A 15,692-nucleotide genomic window follows, 5' to 3' on the forward strand; every position below is an offset into this window, starting at 1 on the left:
GATGGAAACCCCGTTTGACCGCCACTTCACGCTTAACCGCAAGGACGCACCCCGCCGCCGCGCAGGGCCGCCGCGCGGGCTTGTGGTCGGCGCGATTGTCGCCGCAGCGCTGGCATGGTTCGTCGATCCCGCCTCTGCCGCCAAGCCCAAGAAGGGCTTCGAACCCGTCCTTGCCCCACCGGTCGCGGTTCAGCCCGCGCCACCCACCGCCGGGTCGATCTTCAACGCCAGCACCGGCTACATCGGCTTTGTCGAAGGCCGCCGCGCTCATGCTCTGGGCGATACCTTGCGCGTGATGCTGGTCGAATCCATGACCACCGCCAAGACCGCCGGAGCCAAAACGCAGAAGCAGGGCCAGTTCTCGGTCACCCCACCCACGGCCGGGCCGCTGTCATTCCTCAACCCCAACGCCCTTAATGCTTCGGGCGGATCGTCGTTCAATGGACAGGGCAACGCCTCGCAAACCAGTTCGCTGGCCGGCGAGGTCGTGGTGACCATCGCCGAAGTGCGGGCCAACGGTACGGCATTTGTCCGGGGGGAAAAGCGTATGCTGCTGAGCCAGGGTCAGGAATGGGTGCAGTTTTCCGGCATCGTGCGCCTTGGCGACATCGATCAGGAAAACCGCGTGCTTTCCACCCAGATCGCGGATGCGCGCATCGAATACGCCGGAAACGGGTCGGTCGGCCGCGCCAGCCGCGAAGGTTGGTTGAGCAAGTTCTTCAACGCAATTTCGCCCTTTTAAAGAGTGCTGACGATCATGGTCCGGTTCCTAGTCCCCCTGCTGCTCAGCCTCGCGGCCCTCGTGCCTTCCCCGGCATTGGCAGAGCGCGTGCGCGATCTCGGCGAGTTTCAGGGCGTGCGCGCCAACCAGCTCACGGGCTACGGCATCGTTGTCGGCCTTGCGGGCACGGGTGACGACAACCTTGAATACCTGACTCAGGCGATGCGCGGCACCGCAGGCCGCCTTGGCGTGCAACTGCCCGCAGGCATCTCACCCGGGCTGAAGAACGCCGCCGCCGTGCTCGTCACCGCCGAACTCCCCGCCTTTGCCAAGCCCGGCCAACGTATCGACATTACCGTCTCGACCATCGGCAAGGCCAAGTCCTTGCGCGGTGGCGCGCTGGTCATGATGCCGCTCTATGGCGCGGACGGACAGATCTATGCGATGGCACAAGGCAACCTCGCCGTCGGTGGCCTTGGCATCACCGCGCGAGATGGGTCGCAGCTGACCGTCAATGTCCCCACCGTCGGCCGCATTGCCGAAGGGGCGAGCGTCGAACGCGCGGTTGCCACCGGGTTTGACAGCGGCGAAGTGCTGCGCTGGAACCTGTTCGAAGCAGACTTTCTCACCGCCCAACGCGTGCGCGATGCGATCAATGGCCAGTTCCCGCAGTCCGCCACCATCGAGGACGGCGTCACGCTCGCGCTGCGCCTGCCCGCAGGAGCCGATGCCCGCGCAACAACGATGGCCGCGATCGAAATGCTCGACATCACGCCTGCTGAGACCCCGGCCCGCGTGATCATCAACAGCCGCACCGGCACGGTCGTGATCAACAGCGCGGTGCGCCTCTCGCCCGCCGCGATCAGCCACGGCCGCCTTGTCGTGAAGATCGATGAAAAGCCGCAAGTCTCGCAGCCAAACGCCTTCAGCCGGGGCCAGACCGCAATCACGCCCAGCAGCGACATCAACGTCGAGGAAAAGGAAGCCAAGGTCGCCATGTTCAAACCCGGCGCTTCGCTGTCCTCGCTGGTCGATGCGCTGAACAAGCTCGGTACCAGCCCGTCAGACCTCGTGGCCATCCTCGAAGCACTGAAGCAGGCGGGCGCGCTCAAGGCCGAGATGGTGGTGATATGACCGCGATTTCCACCACATCTGCGCCTTCGCTCTCGCTCACGCCCGTCACGGCGACCGACCGCGAGAAGCTAGCGGGCGCTGCCAAGCAGTTCGAGGCAATCTTCCTGCGCCAGATGCTCACCGCTGCCCGCTCTGTCGATTTCGGCGGTGATGACGTGTTCGGCAAGATGGACGAGACGTTCGTGCAGATGCGCGATGAACGCTTTGCGGAAATCGCCTCGCAATCGGGCGCGCTTGGCCTTGCCGCGCAGATCGAACGCCACCTTGCCGCGCTGCTTCCCGCAGATCCCACGGCAGCCACCACGCCAAAGGAGGCGAAGTAAGTCATGGCGTCAGACCTCCTTTCCATCGCGCGCAGTGGCGTTCAGGCGGCCAAGATCGGCCTTGATCTGACCGCGCAGAACATCGCCAACGCCTCGTCTACTGGCTACGTCCGCCGCTCTGCCAACTTCCGCGAAGTGGCGCAGACCGGCGGCGCAAACCGTATTGGTGACTTGTCGCTCTCGGGCGTCCGGCTTGATGGCATCGTGCGCAATGCCGATGCCTTTCGCCAGGCCGAAGTGCGCCGCACCGGATCAGACGTCGCCCGCGCCAGCGCCGAGGTAACGGCGCTCCAGAACATTGAATCCGCCATCGAACAATCGGGCGTGTTCGAAGCGATCATCGATTTTGAATCCTCGCTGCAACAGCTGACACAAGACCCCGTCGATACCTCTCTGCGCGCATCGGTGATCGAAAAGGCTCGCACGATGGTCGGCACCTTCCAGATCGCCGGACAGGAAATGGACGCAGCGGGCGAAGGCATGCGCTTCCTTGCGGGCGATGGCGTGACGCAGGTCAACCGCATCGCGCAGGAACTGGCACGGACCAACACCCGCCTTGCCCGCGCATCCGATGCCAGCAGCGATCAGACCGCCCTGCTCGATCAGCGCGATACGCTGCTCGAACAGCTCAGCACTTATAGCAACATCGCCACCACTTTCGGCACTGACGGGCAAGTCGCGGTCAAGATCGGCGGAGCCAGCGGCAGCGATCTGGTCGTTGGCAACAGTGCCGCCAGTGTCAGCATGGCCACAGCTGCCGATGGCACGATCAGCTTCGATGTCGGTGGCACCCCGCTCACCCTTGCCGGTGGGTCGATGGCCGGACAGCAGCTTGCGCTCACCAAGAACGCCCAGCTCAAGGCCGATCTCGACACGCTGGTCGATAACATGGTGACCGATGTCAACGCCGCGCAAACCGGTGGCGACGATCTGGATGGCAACTCCGGCACAGCGATATTTTCGGGCAACAGCATGGCCACGCTCACGCTGGTGGCAACCGACGGTCGCAAGATCGCCACCGCGCCTGCGGGCAGCGCCCCGCGCAGCCGCGATGCATCGAACCTCACTGCCATCCGCACCGCGCTGGCCGGAGTTGATCCCGCTGGCACGATGGACGCTATCCTGTTCGACGTTTCAGGCACGCTTGCCGGCCGCAATGTCACATTGGGTGCGCTTGAGACCATCGCCGATACCGCCAAGGTCGCTCTTTCGGCGCAATCGGGCGTCGACCTCGATCAGGAAGCGGTCAACCTAGTAAGATTCCAGCAGGCCTTTCAGGCGTCTGGAAAGGTCATGCAGGTAGCATCCGATATCTTTGACACTCTTCTCGCCATCAGATGAACGGCAGGTAATCAGCCATGAGCACGATCTTCGGCACTTCAACCGCTGCGTTCTATGAACGCTCGCTGATGAATCTCAACGCCCTGCGCAGCCAGGCCGAAGAGACGCAGGCCGAAATGTCGAGCGGGCAGCGCCTCCAACGCTCTTCCGACGATCCCGTCGCCGCCTCGCGCCTGCGCCAGCTCGCCCGGGCCGATGTGTTCGACGCAATCGACACCACCGCCACCAATCGCGCCACGACTGACCTTACGCTGACTGACAATGCCATGTCGCAGATGACCAGCTTCGTCACACGGCTTCAGGAACTTGCCACGCAAGCCGCGTCAGCCACGCTCAGTGACAGCCAGCGCGCCGGAATCGGTGAGGAAGTGGCGCAGATCCGCGAAAATCTCGTTTCATTGGCCAACACCCGCGATGGCGCGGGCAATGCCCTGTTCGGGGGCGAAAGTGCAGGCGATGCCTATACGCTCGATGCCGCCGGGAACGCTTCTTACATCGGCACCGGACAGGCGGGCACCATCTCGCTCGGCGGCGGTCAGGCTGTTTCGCGCGGGCTGACCGGCCCGGAATTCCTGCAATTCCAGTCTGGCGGGGCCAGCGTCGATCTGCTCACCATCACCAAGACTCTTGCCGACGCGCTGACCAGCGGCACTGGCGGTGCAGCAGCCGCCAATGGCGCGCTCGCCGCGCTGGGCGATGGCCTCAACGCCATCACCACCGCGCAAACCGTGGTCGGCTCGCGGCTCAACTGGATCGATCTCAACACTGATCGCCGCACCGCGCTGTCCGAACAGCGCACTACGGAAAAGACCGAGGTGGGCGGCGCAGATCTCACAGAATCCATCGCGCGGCTGCAAAACACCATGCTCGTGCTCGAAGCCAGCCAGGCCAGCTTTTCCAAGCTTGCCAACCTTTCACTGTTCAGCGTGCTGCGTTGATCGCAGTTCTGCCAGACCGGGATAGCATTTCATGTTCGTAGCCATCGGTATCGTCATTCTGCTCGCAATGGTGTTTGGCGGCTTTGCCATCACCGGGGGCGATCTTGGTCCCGTGCTGCACGCATTGCCGCACGAAATGCTGATCATCGGCGGCGCGGCTGTGGGTGCAATCGTCACCGGCAACTCGATGCACGAATTGAAGGGCCTCGGCGGCGGCTTTGGCAAGGCGTTCAAAGGGCCAAAGCACAACAAGCAGGATCACGTAGACGCCATCGTGCTGTGCACCAAGCTCATGAAGATCCTGCGCAGCGATGGTCCGGTCGCGCTGGAAAGCCATGTCACAGACCCCAAGAACTCGCCGATCTTCGCCGAATATCCGCGTCTTGTCGCCAACCACGCGCTCACCTCGCTGATCTGTGACACGCTGACGCTGATCGTCGTGTCCTCCGGCACGCTTGAGGTTCACGCGGTGGAAGACGTGATGGACCACGCAATGAAAACGCACTTCCACGAAGAGCACGAAGCGCAACACGCCATTCAGGGCCTTGCCGACGCGCTTCCCGCGTTGGGCATCGTCGCCGCCGTGCTTGGCGTGGTCAAGACGATGGGTTCCATCGACAAGCCACCATCGATCCTGGGCGGCATGATCGGCTCGGCACTGGTCGGCACGTTCCTTGGCATTCTGCTCGCCTATGGCATCGTCGGCCCTATCGCAGGCCGCCTCAAGCAGGTGCTTGAACAGGACGAGATGATCTATCAGGCGGTCAAGCAGGTGATCATCGCATCCTTGCACGGTTGGCCGCAGCCACTGGTCGTTGAAAGCGCCCGCTCTGGCCTCGGCCACGCCTATCGCCCCGGTCTGTCAGAACTCCTTGATGCCCTGCGCGGGCGCTAGGATACCTGAATCATGGCCAAAGCACCCGCAAAAGGCAAAATCGAGCCGCCCAAACCGATCATCGTCAAGAAGATCACCATTGTTGCAGGTGGCCATCACGGCGGCGCGTGGAAGGTTGCATATGCCGACTTTGTGACCGCAATGATGGCGTTCTTCCTGCTGATGTGGCTGCTGGGTGCTACCACCGAAAAGCAGCGCAAGGGCATTGCCGATTACTTCACACCCACCCTTGTGAAAGTACGGCAGGGCAGCGCGGGCGGCTCTGGCGTGCTGGGCGGCTCCTCGCTCACCGATGTGGACGATTACCCACACCGCGCCGGGCAGACCGGCAACAAAACCCTCACCGTCCCGCGCGATGCCACCGGCGGCCCCAAGGAAGGCGGCGGCAAGACCAAGCGCACGCAAGCGATGAAGGAAAAGATCGCGCAAAAGCTCGCCCAATCGGAAAAGCTGCGCAAGCTGGCGCGGCAGGTTCGCATCTCCGAAACCGCCGACGGCGTGCGCCTCGATCTGGTCGATGATGCCGATTTCTCGATGTTCCTGATCGGCACCACGGTGCTGACGCCCGACGCTGCCGAACTGCTGCGCGCCATCGGCCAGGCTATTGCAACGGAACCCATGCAGATCACCGTGCGCGGCCACACGGATTCGCTGCCTTGGAAAAACGGTGTGGCCAACAACTGGTCGCTTTCGGCCGGCCGCGCTGAATCCACCCGTCAGGCGCTGACTCGCCAGGGCATCGCCGAACCTCGCTTCCGCCGCATCGAAGGCGTGGCCGACCGCGAACCGCTGATCCAGAACGATCCGGCAGACCCCCGCAACCGCCGCATGTCGATCCTGCTGACAGGGTGAACGTCCGAAAAAGCCTATTTCTCAAACGCTTCGTCGCACCCTTACGAAATCGTTAACTTCCACGCGCGCATCTGGTTTTGCAAAGCCGGATCGGAGTCGTCGCGTGTACCTGCTTGATAATCTGCTCGAAGCCCGGGATGAAGGCCTCGCCGATCTGGTCGAGGCAGGCAGTGTGCTGTTCGATTGCCCGATGGCGATTGTTTCGGCGCTCGATACAGATTGCCAGCGGTTCCTTGTGCGGCGCGGCATTGCGGCAGAGCAGACCCCGATAGAGCAGTCCTTCTGCCGCATCGCCGTGGCGCAAGACAGCCTGCTGGTCGTGCCCGATACGCACCTCGACGCCCGGTTCCGCGAAAATCCGCTGGTCACCGGCGATCCCAACATCCGCTTCTATGCCGGCGCGCCGCTGCGCCTGCGTCCGCACCCCGATGCCCCGGCCACCGGGATAGGCGCGTTCTGCGTCATTGATTCCAAGCCCCGCGCCTTCACCGCCGCCGACAGCGCGCGGCTCATTTCCTTCGCACGCGGCGTCGAAGCCATGCTGCAATCGCGCCTCTCCAGCATCGCCCTGTCTGAAGACGCCGTGCTGCTCAAGGCCATGTTGGCTGAAAAGGAACGCGCCCAGCGCCAGTTCCGGCAGGCAGAGCGGCTGACCTCCATCGGTTGCTGGCGGCTCGATCTGGGCACTGGCCGGGCGATCTGGTCAGAAGGCATCTACGACATTCACCGTGTTCCGGTTACCGAAACCGAAGCGCTCGACGATGCGCTGTCATACTATCCACCCACCGATCGCCAACGGCTTAAGGCTGCGCTCGATGCGGCGGCCCAGTCGGGCACATGCTTTGATCTTGAGCTGGATTTTGTCGCGGCCAACGGCACGGCAAAGCGCGTGCGCACGATTGGCGAGCCTGAACTGGAGGAAGGCCGCGTCGTGGCCCTGATCGGCGTGTTGCAAGACGTGACCGAACGGCACCGGTCGATCACAGAGCTTTCCAAACGTGCCAATACCGATGAGGTCACGCTGATCGCCAGCAGGCACAAGTTCGTGTCCTACATCGATTCCTGCGTCGACAAGGCAAAGATCTCGCGCGAACGTCTTGCCCTGATGCTGATTGATCTCGACCATTTCAAGCAGGTCAACGATACGCTGGGCCACGCCGCTGGCGATGATCTCCTTCGCGCCGTGGCATTGGTGCTGCGCTCGCCCTGGCTCAACGATTCACTGGCGGCGCGCCTTGGCGGTGATGAATTTGCGCTGGTCCTGACCGATCCGGGCCTTATCGCCCGGCTCCCCGAAATCGCCGCGCAACTGGCAGAGCAATTGCGATTCCCAAGAAAGTCCACAGCCGGAGACTTCACCGTTTCCGCCACAATCGGCTGTTCCGAACTTATTGGCCCAACCGACAACCGCCACGATCTGCTGCAACGCGCAGACCGCGCACTTTACCGCGCCAAAGCACAAGAGCGCGGCTCCTTCTGCATAGATAAACCTTTGGCCGCCTGAACGCAGAAAAACCCGGCGGCCTTGGGAAAGGGCCGCCGGGCAATTTGACCAGCGCCCGGTGGAGACGGGCGCCAATCGTTTCTGTAAGCGTCTGTTCTGTGGCTTAACGCAGCAGCGACAGCACGTTCTGCTGGCTCTGGTTGGCCTGTGCGATCATCGCGGTCGATGCCTGCGAAAGGATCTGTGCCTTTGCCATCTGCGTCGTTTCTGCCGAATAGTCGGTGTCTTCGATGCGGCTGCGGGCGTCCGACAGGTTGGTGATGTTGTCGTTCAGGTTGTTCACCGCCGATTCCAGGCGGTTCTGGCCTGCACCCAGCGTTGCACGGGTCGCGTTCACGTTTGCCAGCGCATCATCGACGTTGTCGATCGTGGTCGAGGCATCGGTAACCGACGAAACGTCAAGCGCCTGTGTGGTCGAAGCCGGGTCGTAGGTCGTGTCCGTGCCGCCAAAGATCTTGGTGCCGTCAAACGCCTTGCTGACGATGGTAACCGTATCGGCGGTGTTCGCACCGGTCTGGATTTCAAACGTGGCATCGTCCGAACCGTCGGCTGCAGGTGCAGCAGGAGTCACGGCGAACACGGCGTTGCCGTTGAACTTGGTGTTGTTCAGCACGTCCGAGATCTGGGCATTGAGGTTGCCGACTTCCGACTGCATCGCATCGCGGTCAGACTGCTGGTACGTGGCAGACTTCGACTGCACAGCCAGTTCACGAACGCGCTGCAGCATGTTGCTGACTTCGTTCAGAGCGCCTTCTGCGGTCTGGGCAAGGCTGATGCCGTCGTTGGCGTTGCGCACGCCCTGGCTCATGCCCTTGATCTGTGCGGTCATGGTGGTGGCGATGGCAAGGCCAGCTGCGTCGTCCTTGGCGCTGTTGATGCGCTTGCCGGTCGAAAGGCGCTCCATTGCGGTGCCGAGCATCTTGTTGGCGCTGTTCGAGGAATTGGTTGCCTTGATGGCGCTGATGTTGGTGTTGATAACGGCCATTGTTCAGTCTCCGGTTGGGTAATGTGTTCCCGAAAGGACTGCCGGGCCAGAAGGATCGACGCGGCTGTCGAGACAAAGACCGGCAAAGTGCAGCCGGTTTTAAGCCACCCCCCGGCAAAAGACTGCCGCCCCTAGGTATTGGCCCTAGGGGTTTCCCGCCCCCTTAAAGTTTCAACCTGTTTGCCGGTTACGCGCGAAAGATGCGTCACGGACTTGATGGTTAACAGGGGTTTCAAAATGATTCGCGATTGCGGAATTCTGCAGTTCACCGAAGCGGCTTCAAAAGCCCACGCAGCGCTGGTGCAGCGCGCGGCATCGGTGCTTTCGAGCTATGGCGCGGAAGGTGAAGCCCTGTTGGCCGATGCTTTCGAAGGCGCAACCATGCCCCCGCGCAAGCAGATCGTGCTGCTGGAACGCGCAACTGTGCCCCAGATCGAACGGCAAAGCGGCAGCCGCATCGCCACCGTGCGCTATGCCGATGGTGCGGGCGAGGCTGCCCTTGCCGCGCTGCTGGCCTGTGCCGCCCGCCCCGGCGCACCGATTGCCGCAGATCCTGAAAGCCTGTCCGTCCTCGCCTTGGCTGAGCGTATCGCCGCCAGCGACATCCCCGTCCTGATCAACGGCCCCACCGGCACCGGCAAGGAAGTGCTCAGCCGCTTCATCCACGAACGCTCGGCCCGCAAGGACAAGCCGTTCATCGCCATCAATTGCGCCGCCATGCCCGAAGCCATGCTCGAAGCTTTGCTGTTCGGCCACCAGAAGGGTTCCTTCACCGGCGCGAACGCCGCCAGCGAAGGTTTCTTCCGCGCGGCCAACGGCGGCACCCTGCTGCTCGATGAAATCGCCGAAATGCCGCTGTCGCTGCAGGCAAAGCTGCTGCGCGCGCTTCAGGAAGGTGAAGTGGTGCCCTTGGGCGCAACCCAGCCGATCAAGGTGGACGTGCGCGTCATCGCCTGCGCCAACCGCGATCTGCCGCTGGAAGTAGAGGAAGGCCGCTTCCGTGCTGACTTGTTCTACCGCCTCAACGTCTTCCCCCTCGCCCTGCGCCCGCTGTGTGTACGGCCCGACGATATTGCCCCGCTCGCTTTCGCAATGGCGCTGCGCCACGCCGCCACCGCACCGTGGATTTCGGACGCGGCACTGTCCATGCTTGCCGCACACAGCTGGCCGGGCAACGTGCGCGAACTGGAAAACGTGGTCCGCCGCGCGCTGGTCCTCGCTGGCAACGCCCCGATGATCGGGCCGGAACACATCGCGTTTGACCGCACGACCCGCCTTGTCAGCGCACCCGTAGCCGCGCCAGAAACGTCAGACGCAAAGCTTTCGAACATCGTGCAGATGTCAGAAGCCCGCGCCATCATCTCCACGCTTGAGGCCTGCAACGGCAGCCGCGTCGCCGCCGCACGCCAGCTCGGCATCTCAGAACGCACCCTGCGCTATCGCCTCGCCAGCTTCCGTGAAGCCGGTATTGCCGTGGGTGGCCGGCGATGAGCGGCATCTCAGGCATCGGAGGACGCGCCTCCGGCATTCAGGACATCATGGCCCTGCGTCAGCAGATCATGGAGCGCTCGCAACTGCTCCAGCAGGTCAAAGCGCCCGACGCCACGCAAGGCGCGCAGGCCACATCCGGCCCCGCAGGCTCCTTCACCGACAGTCTGAAAGGCGCGCTCGATACCGTCAACGCCACCCAGCAGAACGCCAGCGCGATGAGCGCGGCCTATGAAAAGGGCGAAGTGGTCGATGTCGCCAAGGTCATGCTGGCGCGGCAGGAATCGAGCGTCGCGTTCGAAGCCACGCTGCAGGTCCGCAACAAATTGCTGAACGCCTATCAAGACATCATGCGGATGGGAGTGTGATCTAAATGGCCGACCTAGCCGATCCCGCATCCCCTTCGATGCTCAGCACGTTAAGCGATCCCGCTGGCGGCAGCCCCGCCACGCGGGCGAAAGCATTCCTGTCACTCCCACCCGTGCGGCGCATGCTGCCGTGGTTCGCAGGCGTTTCGGCTGCGGGCCTTTCCGCCGTGGTGTGGATGGCCATGTCGCCTGCCCCGCAGCGCATGCTCTACAGCCAGCTGTCCGATGGCGAACGCGCCGAAGTGATCGCCAGTCTGGAAAAGGCTGCCATCCCCTATCAGATCGACAGCGGCACTGGCGCAGTCACCGTTGGCGAGGATGACCTCTATAAAGCGCGCATGGCCGCTGCCTCTGATGGCGCCATCGCTACGCCCGAAACCGGCATGCAGATGCTCGACAAGCTGCCGATGGGCGCCAGCCGTGGCCTTGAAGGCCAGCGCCTGAAAGCCGCGCGCGAGCGGGAACTGGAACTGACGATCATGGAGATCGACGGCGTGGAATCGGTCCGCGTCCATCTGGCCGAGCCGGAGAAGTCGGTCTTCGTGCGTGATAACATCGCCCCCACTGCCTCGGTGATGACCAAGCTGAAAAACGGGCGGCAACTGTCCGACAGCCAGGTCCGCGCCATCGTCAACCTCGTCGCCGGATCGGTGCCGGGGCTTTCGATCGATGCCGTGCGCGTGGTCGATCAGCATGGCCGCCTGCTGTCAGAAGCCGGTGGCGTCGATGGTGACCGGCTCGAACTGCAGCAGCGCATGGAAGAAAAACTGCGCCAGCAGATCGCGCAACTGCTCACCCCGATGCTGGGCGATGGCAATTTCTCGTCCGAAATCCAGGTCGATCTCGACATGGATCAGGTCACCTCGGCGCGCGAGTCTTACGACAAGGAAGGCGTGGTCCGGCAGGAAACGCAAACCGCCTCGCAGCAGGCCAATGCCGCCACGGCGCAAGGCGTGCCCGGAGTCACGGCCAACACGCCGCCGCCCGCCACTGTCGCTCAACCGGGCGCACCGGCAGGCACACCGCCCACCGCCGCCGCCCCAACGCCGCAGAACACAGAGTCCAGCTCGGCAAAGACCTATGAATTGGGCCGCGAAGTTGCCGTATCGAACAAGACACCGGGCAAAGTCCGCCGCCTCTCCGTCGCCGTGGCGCTCAGTGCGGAGATGATGGCCAAGGCCAAGCCTGCCGAAATCGAACAGATCAAGCAACTGATCAGCGCTGCCGTCGGCGCAGACACCGCGCGCGGCGATCAGGTGGCTGTGGCGGTGCGCGCGTTCAAGCCTGTGGTGGTGGAACCTGCGCCCTTCTGGGAAACCCCGTGGTTCGCCACGATCCTGCGCAATGGCGTGGCGCTGCTGTCCGTTCTGCTCGTCCTGCTGCTCGGCGTGCGTCCGCTGATCAAGGCATTCAAGCGCGAACCGGCCAAGGCCGATGATGACGCCAAGGCCAAGAAAAAGAAGCGCAAGAAGGGCGAGGCTGCCGAGGACGACGATGCTGATGAGGATGACGAAGCCTCTGAAGACGCGAACGAAACCCCGCCAGTCACCGCGCAGGAAGTCGCCGCTGCCATCCAGCCTGCGCAAGACCCGGAGACCGGCGTGGTCGATGCCGAAGCGCTCGCCCGGCAAGTCAGCCTGGCCCAGCGCCTCGTGGTTGAAAAGCCCGACAACGCGCTGGTTGCGCTGAAACAGATGCTCAAAGAGCCTGAAGAGGAAGGTGCCGCATGAGCGAGATGAGCGAAATCATCGCCGATGGACCGCAGATCTCCGATCCCGAACGCGCCGCTGTCATGGTGATGCTGCTGGAAGACGATCAGGCGGCCCACATCCTGTCGCAACTGGAACCCGCCGAACTGCGCCTGCTGGGCGAAAAGATGTGCGCGCTGGGCGAAATCGGCCCGGTCGCCATCGCGCAAGCCATCGCGGGTTTTGTTGAAAAGACCGAACGGCTCGGCCTGATCGCGCATGATCGCGTGGGGCAAGTGCGCTCGCTGATGACGCGCGCGGTGGGCGAAGTGAAGGCAGACAGCCTGATGCAGCGCATCGCGCCCGATGATCCTTCGCAAACCCCCACCATCGAACTCGCCCGCTGGCTCACGCCGCAAGTGATCGTGCCGCTGATCCGCGATGAACACCCGCAAGCGATTGCCGTCCTGCTGGTCCAACTCGATCCCGAAGTGGCCGCCGCCGTGCTGCACGGGCTGGCCGACGAGATTCAGGGCCAGGTCGTCCACCGCATCGCCTCGCTCGGCCCGGTCGCGCCCGAAGCCATTGCGATGCTTGAGGAAATCCTCGACCGACGCATCGCCGAATGCCACGGATCGGCTGCGCTCAAGATGGGTGGCCCGCGCGAAGCGGCAGACATCATCAACGCCTCGGCCCGCACGGTCGAAAAGCGCGTCATGCCCGAAATCGCCAAGCAGGACCGCCAGCTGGCCAAGGCCATCGAGAACGAGATGTTCAAGTTCGAACACCTTTATGTGCTCGACGACAAATCGATGGGCGCACTGCTGCGCGAGGTGGACAGCGATGCGCTGATCGCCGCGCTCAAGGGCATTGCCGAGGAACTGCGCGAACCGTTCTTCCGCTCGATGTCCGCACGTGCCGCCGATGGCATCCGCGATGAAATCAACGCGCGTGGCCGCATGAAGATGGCCGAAGTGATCGAAGCCCAAAAAGCCATGATCACCGCCGCCCGCCGCCTCGCCGCCGAGGGCGTGATCGTGTTCGGCGCGGGCGATGATGACTATGTCTGACAGGCTTAGAGCGGTGTCCTTGGCGGACCTCGGACACATGTCCGCAGGCTTTGCCCGGGACCGCCGTTTCTTCCGCGATCTGGTGATTCCTGAAGTGCACCTAGATGCACCTAGCGCGCACCAAGACGCACCAGACGACACCGAAGTGCCTGATCCCGTGGCTGAAGCATGGGCCGAAGGATACGCGCGCGGCATGGGTGAAGCGCAGGAAGCAGCAGCGCAAATCATCGCCGAACAGGAAGCCGCGCGGAGCAAGATCGAGCTGTCATTATCGCGCCTCGACGCCGCGATGCAGTCCGATCTGAAAGACCGCTTGCGCGAAACTGTCATCGCCTTGTGCGAGTCCGCCATCGCCCCCGCCGCGCTTGACCCCGAAGGCCTCACCCGCCGCGTCGAAGTCGCCGCCGCGATGCTCGCACGTGCCGAAGATGCACGCGTAATTCGCCTTCATCCTGAAGACCTTGCGCTGATCGCTGCGCGCCTGCCCGAGGACTGGCACTTCGAACCCGACGCATCGCTGGAACGCGGCGCGGTGCGGGTCGAAGGCGCGATTGGCGGGGTTGAGAACGGGCCGGAGCAGTGGCGCTTGTCCATCGTGGAAGCGCTGCGGCAATGCTGAACTTTATCGAACCGCTGCTGGATGGCATGGCGCTGTGCGAGCCGGATTTCACCCCGCCGCGCTATGGCCTGTTGGCCGCCTGCGATGGCGGAATGCTTGAAGTTTCAGGGCTTTCCGTGCCCATCGGCACGCAATGCCGCATCGCGCACGGGTCTGGCTCGCTCACCGCCGAGACCATCGGGTTCCGCAATGGACGCACCTTGATGATGCTGCTTGGCGATCCCGTGCTGCTGCGCCCCGGCGCAAAGGTCCGTCCCGAAGGCCGCCCCGGCATGGTCCCGGTAGGCGAGGCGTTCTTGGGCCGCGCGGTGGATGGCGAGGGCAAACCCATCGACGGGCGCGGCCCCATCAACAGTCGCCGCGAATGGCCTGCGGGCGGGGTGCGCTCCGCCGCGCTGGATCGCTCACCCGTGCGCGTCAGTTTCGATACCGGTGTGCGCGCGCTCAATGCGCTGACCACCTTCGGCGTAGGCCAGCGCATCGGCATCATGGCGGGGTCCGGCGTGGGCAAATCGGTGCTGCTCGACATGATCGCGCATGGGGCCGAGGCCGAGATCGTGATTGTGGGCCTGATTGGCGAACGCGCGCGCGAAGTGTCTGATTTTGTTGAACGGCACATGCAGGGAGCCAAGCGCGAACGTTCGGTCATCGTCGCCGTGCCTGCCGACCACGCGCCGAACCTGCGCATCCGTGGCGCAATGATGGCCACCGCCTTGGCCGAGTATTTCCGCGCGCAGGGCAAGAACGTGCTGCTCATCATGGACAGCCTGACGCGCGTGGCCCACGCAGGCCGCGAAATCGCGCTGTTGCTGGGCGAACCCGGCGCGGCGCGCGGCTATCCGCCCTCGGCGCTGGCCACGATCACCAAGCTGGTGGAGCGCGCTGGCAATTCGGCGCAGAGCGGGGGTTCGGTGACGGGCCTTTACACCGTGCTGGCCGATGGCGACAACCAGGACGATCCGGTGGTCGATACCGCCCGCTCGATCCTTGATGGGCATATCGTGCTGTCGCGCGATCTGGCACAGCGGGGGCAATATCCCGCCATCGACATCGCCGCATCGCTAAGCCGCGTGATGAACGACATTACCGCGCCCGAACACCAGAAAGCCGCCCGGACTTTCCGTGCGCTGGTGGCGAGTTACGAGGCGAACCGCGATCTGGTGCTGATGGGCGCTTACCGATCCGGCGCGGACCCGCAGCTTGACCGTGCGATTACCATGCATGAAGCGCTGACCGGCTTCATCAGCCAGCCGCAGCGTGAGATCGTGCCGATGGCACCCAGCGTTGCCGCGCTGACGCAATTGATCGGGCCGTGAAGGCCGAACGCGCGCGGCTCGCCCGGCTCAAGCGGCTGGAGCGCATCCGCGACATCGCCCGCCAGACCGCGCTGGCCGAGGCAGGCAAGGCCGAAGGCACACTGGCGCAGTTGCAGGGACTGGTAGAGCGTACCAGCCGCCTGTCCGCCGACTATTCCGCCCGCACCGATGCACGCGATGCCCACGGGCTGCAGCAATTGCGGCACTTCATCGCCGGGCTGGACCGCATCACCACCGGCACCCGCGCCGATGCCGAAACGGCCAAGCGCATTGCCGATGCCAAGGCGCAGGAAGCCGCCGCCGCCGAACGCCGCCGCGCCGCGGTGGAAGAGCGGGCCGAGGCGCAGGAGCGCCTGATCGCACGGAAAATTGCCGCAGGCACAATTCCTGTCACCGGCAAGAAGCCATCTGGCACGGGTCTTGAATAGACAGGGTTAACGCAACCGCCGG

At 63.8% G+C, this 15,692-nt stretch carries 16 protein-coding genes; 15 read left to right on the top strand and 1 reads right to left on the bottom strand.

Annotation, left to right across the window (positions count from 1 at the left end; all coding sequences use genetic code 11):
• Position 1: 1 nt before the first annotated feature.
• The 8 genes from Q8R81_RS11020 to Q8R81_RS11055 all read left to right on the top strand — a co-directional run bounded on the left by Q8R81_RS11020 (position 2) and on the right by Q8R81_RS11055 (position 7,708).
• Positions 2-742 carry a flagellar basal body L-ring protein FlgH gene (locus tag Q8R81_RS11020; RefSeq protein ID WP_305617763.1) on the top strand — a complete coding sequence of 247 codons (741 nt, stop codon included), beginning with the start codon at positions 2-4 and terminating at the stop codon, positions 740-742.
• A gap of 15 nt (positions 743-757) precedes the next feature.
• Positions 758-1,855, top strand: a complete 1,098-nt coding sequence (locus Q8R81_RS11025; protein WP_305617765.1) for a flagellar basal body P-ring protein FlgI — start codon at positions 758-760, stop codon at positions 1,853-1,855.
• Positions 1,852-2,178, top strand: a complete 327-nt coding sequence (locus tag Q8R81_RS11030; RefSeq protein ID WP_305617767.1) for a flagellar biosynthesis protein FlgJ — start codon at positions 1,852-1,854, stop codon at positions 2,176-2,178. The genes Q8R81_RS11025 and Q8R81_RS11030 overlap by 4 nt, the downstream gene beginning before the upstream one ends.
• 3 nt (positions 2,179-2,181) lie before the next feature.
• Entirely contained in the window at positions 2,182-3,519 is a 1,338-nt protein-coding gene (gene flgK, locus Q8R81_RS11035; protein WP_305617769.1) for a flagellar hook-associated protein FlgK, read from the top strand.
• 17 nt (positions 3,520-3,536) lie between these two features.
• A complete protein-coding gene (locus Q8R81_RS11040; protein WP_305617771.1) occupies positions 3,537-4,457 on the top strand; it encodes a flagellar biosynthesis protein FlgL in 921 nt (306 codons plus the stop codon).
• A gap of 31 nt (positions 4,458-4,488) precedes the next feature.
• A complete protein-coding gene (gene motA / locus Q8R81_RS11045) occupies positions 4,489-5,352 on the top strand; it encodes a flagellar motor stator protein MotA (protein WP_305617773.1) in 864 nt (287 codons plus the stop codon).
• A gap of 12 nt (positions 5,353-5,364) precedes the next feature.
• On the top strand, positions 5,365-6,204 hold the full coding sequence (locus tag Q8R81_RS11050; protein WP_305617775.1) for a flagellar motor protein MotB: 840 nt from the start codon (positions 5,365-5,367) through the stop codon (positions 6,202-6,204).
• Between the two features lie 103 nt (positions 6,205-6,307).
• Positions 6,308-7,708, top strand: a complete 1,401-nt coding sequence (locus Q8R81_RS11055; RefSeq protein WP_305617777.1) for a diguanylate cyclase domain-containing protein — start codon at positions 6,308-6,310, stop codon at positions 7,706-7,708.
• 103 nt (positions 7,709-7,811) lie between these two features.
• Here Q8R81_RS11055 and Q8R81_RS11060 read toward each other — a convergent pair whose 3' ends face one another.
• The gene (locus tag Q8R81_RS11060) at positions 7,812-8,693 is read right to left on the bottom strand and encodes a flagellin (RefSeq protein ID WP_305617779.1); all 882 of its coding nucleotides are present in this window, start codon (positions 8,691-8,693) and stop codon (positions 7,812-7,814) included.
• 237 nt (positions 8,694-8,930) lie between these two features.
• On the opposite strand from Q8R81_RS11060, the gene Q8R81_RS11065 reads away from it, so the two are divergent.
• Genes Q8R81_RS11065 through Q8R81_RS11095 form a run of 7 tightly spaced genes read left to right on the top strand, consistent with a single transcriptional unit; the run spans position 8,931 to position 15,670 of the window.
• Positions 8,931-10,184, top strand: a complete 1,254-nt coding sequence (locus Q8R81_RS11065; protein ID WP_305617781.1) for a sigma-54-dependent Fis family transcriptional regulator — start codon at positions 8,931-8,933, stop codon at positions 10,182-10,184.
• Positions 10,181-10,549 (top strand): flagellar hook-basal body complex protein FliE, encoded by a 369-nt coding sequence (fliE, locus tag Q8R81_RS11070; RefSeq protein ID WP_305617783.1) that lies wholly within the window; start codon positions 10,181-10,183, stop codon positions 10,547-10,549. The genes Q8R81_RS11065 and fliE overlap by 4 nt, the downstream gene beginning before the upstream one ends.
• Positions 10,550-10,554: 5 nt before the next feature.
• Positions 10,555-12,279: a flagellar basal-body MS-ring/collar protein FliF gene (gene fliF, locus Q8R81_RS11075; RefSeq protein WP_305617785.1), complete on the top strand. Its 1,725-nt coding sequence runs from the start codon at positions 10,555-10,557 to the stop codon at positions 12,277-12,279.
• Positions 12,276-13,307: a flagellar motor switch protein FliG gene (fliG, locus tag Q8R81_RS11080; RefSeq protein WP_371135356.1), complete on the top strand. Its 1,032-nt coding sequence runs from the start codon at positions 12,276-12,278 to the stop codon at positions 13,305-13,307. The genes fliF and fliG overlap by 4 nt, the downstream gene beginning before the upstream one ends.
• Entirely contained in the window at positions 13,300-13,926 is a 627-nt protein-coding gene (locus Q8R81_RS11085; RefSeq protein WP_305617787.1) for a FliH/SctL family protein, read from the top strand. The genes fliG and Q8R81_RS11085 overlap by 8 nt, the downstream gene beginning before the upstream one ends.
• Entirely contained in the window at positions 13,920-15,242 is a 1,323-nt protein-coding gene (locus Q8R81_RS11090; RefSeq protein ID WP_305617789.1) for a FliI/YscN family ATPase, read from the top strand. Before Q8R81_RS11085 ends, Q8R81_RS11090 begins: the two co-directional genes overlap by 7 nt.
• A complete protein-coding gene (locus Q8R81_RS11095) occupies positions 15,239-15,670 on the top strand; it encodes a hypothetical protein (RefSeq protein WP_292626299.1) in 432 nt (143 codons plus the stop codon). Before Q8R81_RS11090 ends, Q8R81_RS11095 begins: the two co-directional genes overlap by 4 nt.
• Positions 15,671-15,692 lie beyond the last annotated feature (22 nt).

The organism is Novosphingobium sp. (assembly GCF_030696665.1).
In the GTDB taxonomy this organism is placed as follows: Bacteria; Pseudomonadota; Alphaproteobacteria; order Sphingomonadales; family Sphingomonadaceae; genus Novosphingobium.

What these genes read in the sequence shown, in the direction of transcription:
- Q8R81_RS11020 (WP_305617763.1), top strand. Translation starts at nt 2, where the DNA reads ATGGAAACCCCGTTTGACCGCCACTTCACGCTTAACCGCAAGGACGCA.
- Q8R81_RS11025 (WP_305617765.1), top strand. Translation starts at nt 758, where the DNA reads ATGGTCCGGTTCCTAGTCCCCCTGCTGCTCAGCCTCGCGGCCCTCGTG.
- Q8R81_RS11030 (WP_305617767.1), top strand. Translation starts at nt 1,852, where the DNA reads ATGACCGCGATTTCCACCACATCTGCGCCTTCGCTCTCGCTCACGCCC.
- flgK (WP_305617769.1), top strand. Translation starts at nt 2,182, where the DNA reads ATGGCGTCAGACCTCCTTTCCATCGCGCGCAGTGGCGTTCAGGCGGCC.
- Q8R81_RS11040 (WP_305617771.1), top strand. Translation starts at nt 3,537, where the DNA reads ATGAGCACGATCTTCGGCACTTCAACCGCTGCGTTCTATGAACGCTCG.
- motA (WP_305617773.1), top strand. Translation starts at nt 4,489, where the DNA reads ATGTTCGTAGCCATCGGTATCGTCATTCTGCTCGCAATGGTGTTTGGC.
- Q8R81_RS11050 (WP_305617775.1), top strand. Translation starts at nt 5,365, where the DNA reads ATGGCCAAAGCACCCGCAAAAGGCAAAATCGAGCCGCCCAAACCGATC.
- Q8R81_RS11060 (WP_305617779.1), bottom strand. Translation starts at nt 8,693, where the DNA reads ATGGCCGTTATCAACACCAACATCAGCGCCATCAAGGCAACCAATTCC.
- Q8R81_RS11065 (WP_305617781.1), top strand. Translation starts at nt 8,931, where the DNA reads ATGATTCGCGATTGCGGAATTCTGCAGTTCACCGAAGCGGCTTCAAAA.
- fliE (WP_305617783.1), top strand. Translation starts at nt 10,181, where the DNA reads ATGAGCGGCATCTCAGGCATCGGAGGACGCGCCTCCGGCATTCAGGAC.
- fliF (WP_305617785.1), top strand. Translation starts at nt 10,555, where the DNA reads ATGGCCGACCTAGCCGATCCCGCATCCCCTTCGATGCTCAGCACGTTA.
- fliG (WP_371135356.1), top strand. Translation starts at nt 12,276, where the DNA reads ATGAGCGAGATGAGCGAAATCATCGCCGATGGACCGCAGATCTCCGAT.
- Q8R81_RS11085 (WP_305617787.1), top strand. Translation starts at nt 13,300, where the DNA reads ATGTCTGACAGGCTTAGAGCGGTGTCCTTGGCGGACCTCGGACACATG.
- Q8R81_RS11090 (WP_305617789.1), top strand. Translation starts at nt 13,920, where the DNA reads ATGCTGAACTTTATCGAACCGCTGCTGGATGGCATGGCGCTGTGCGAG.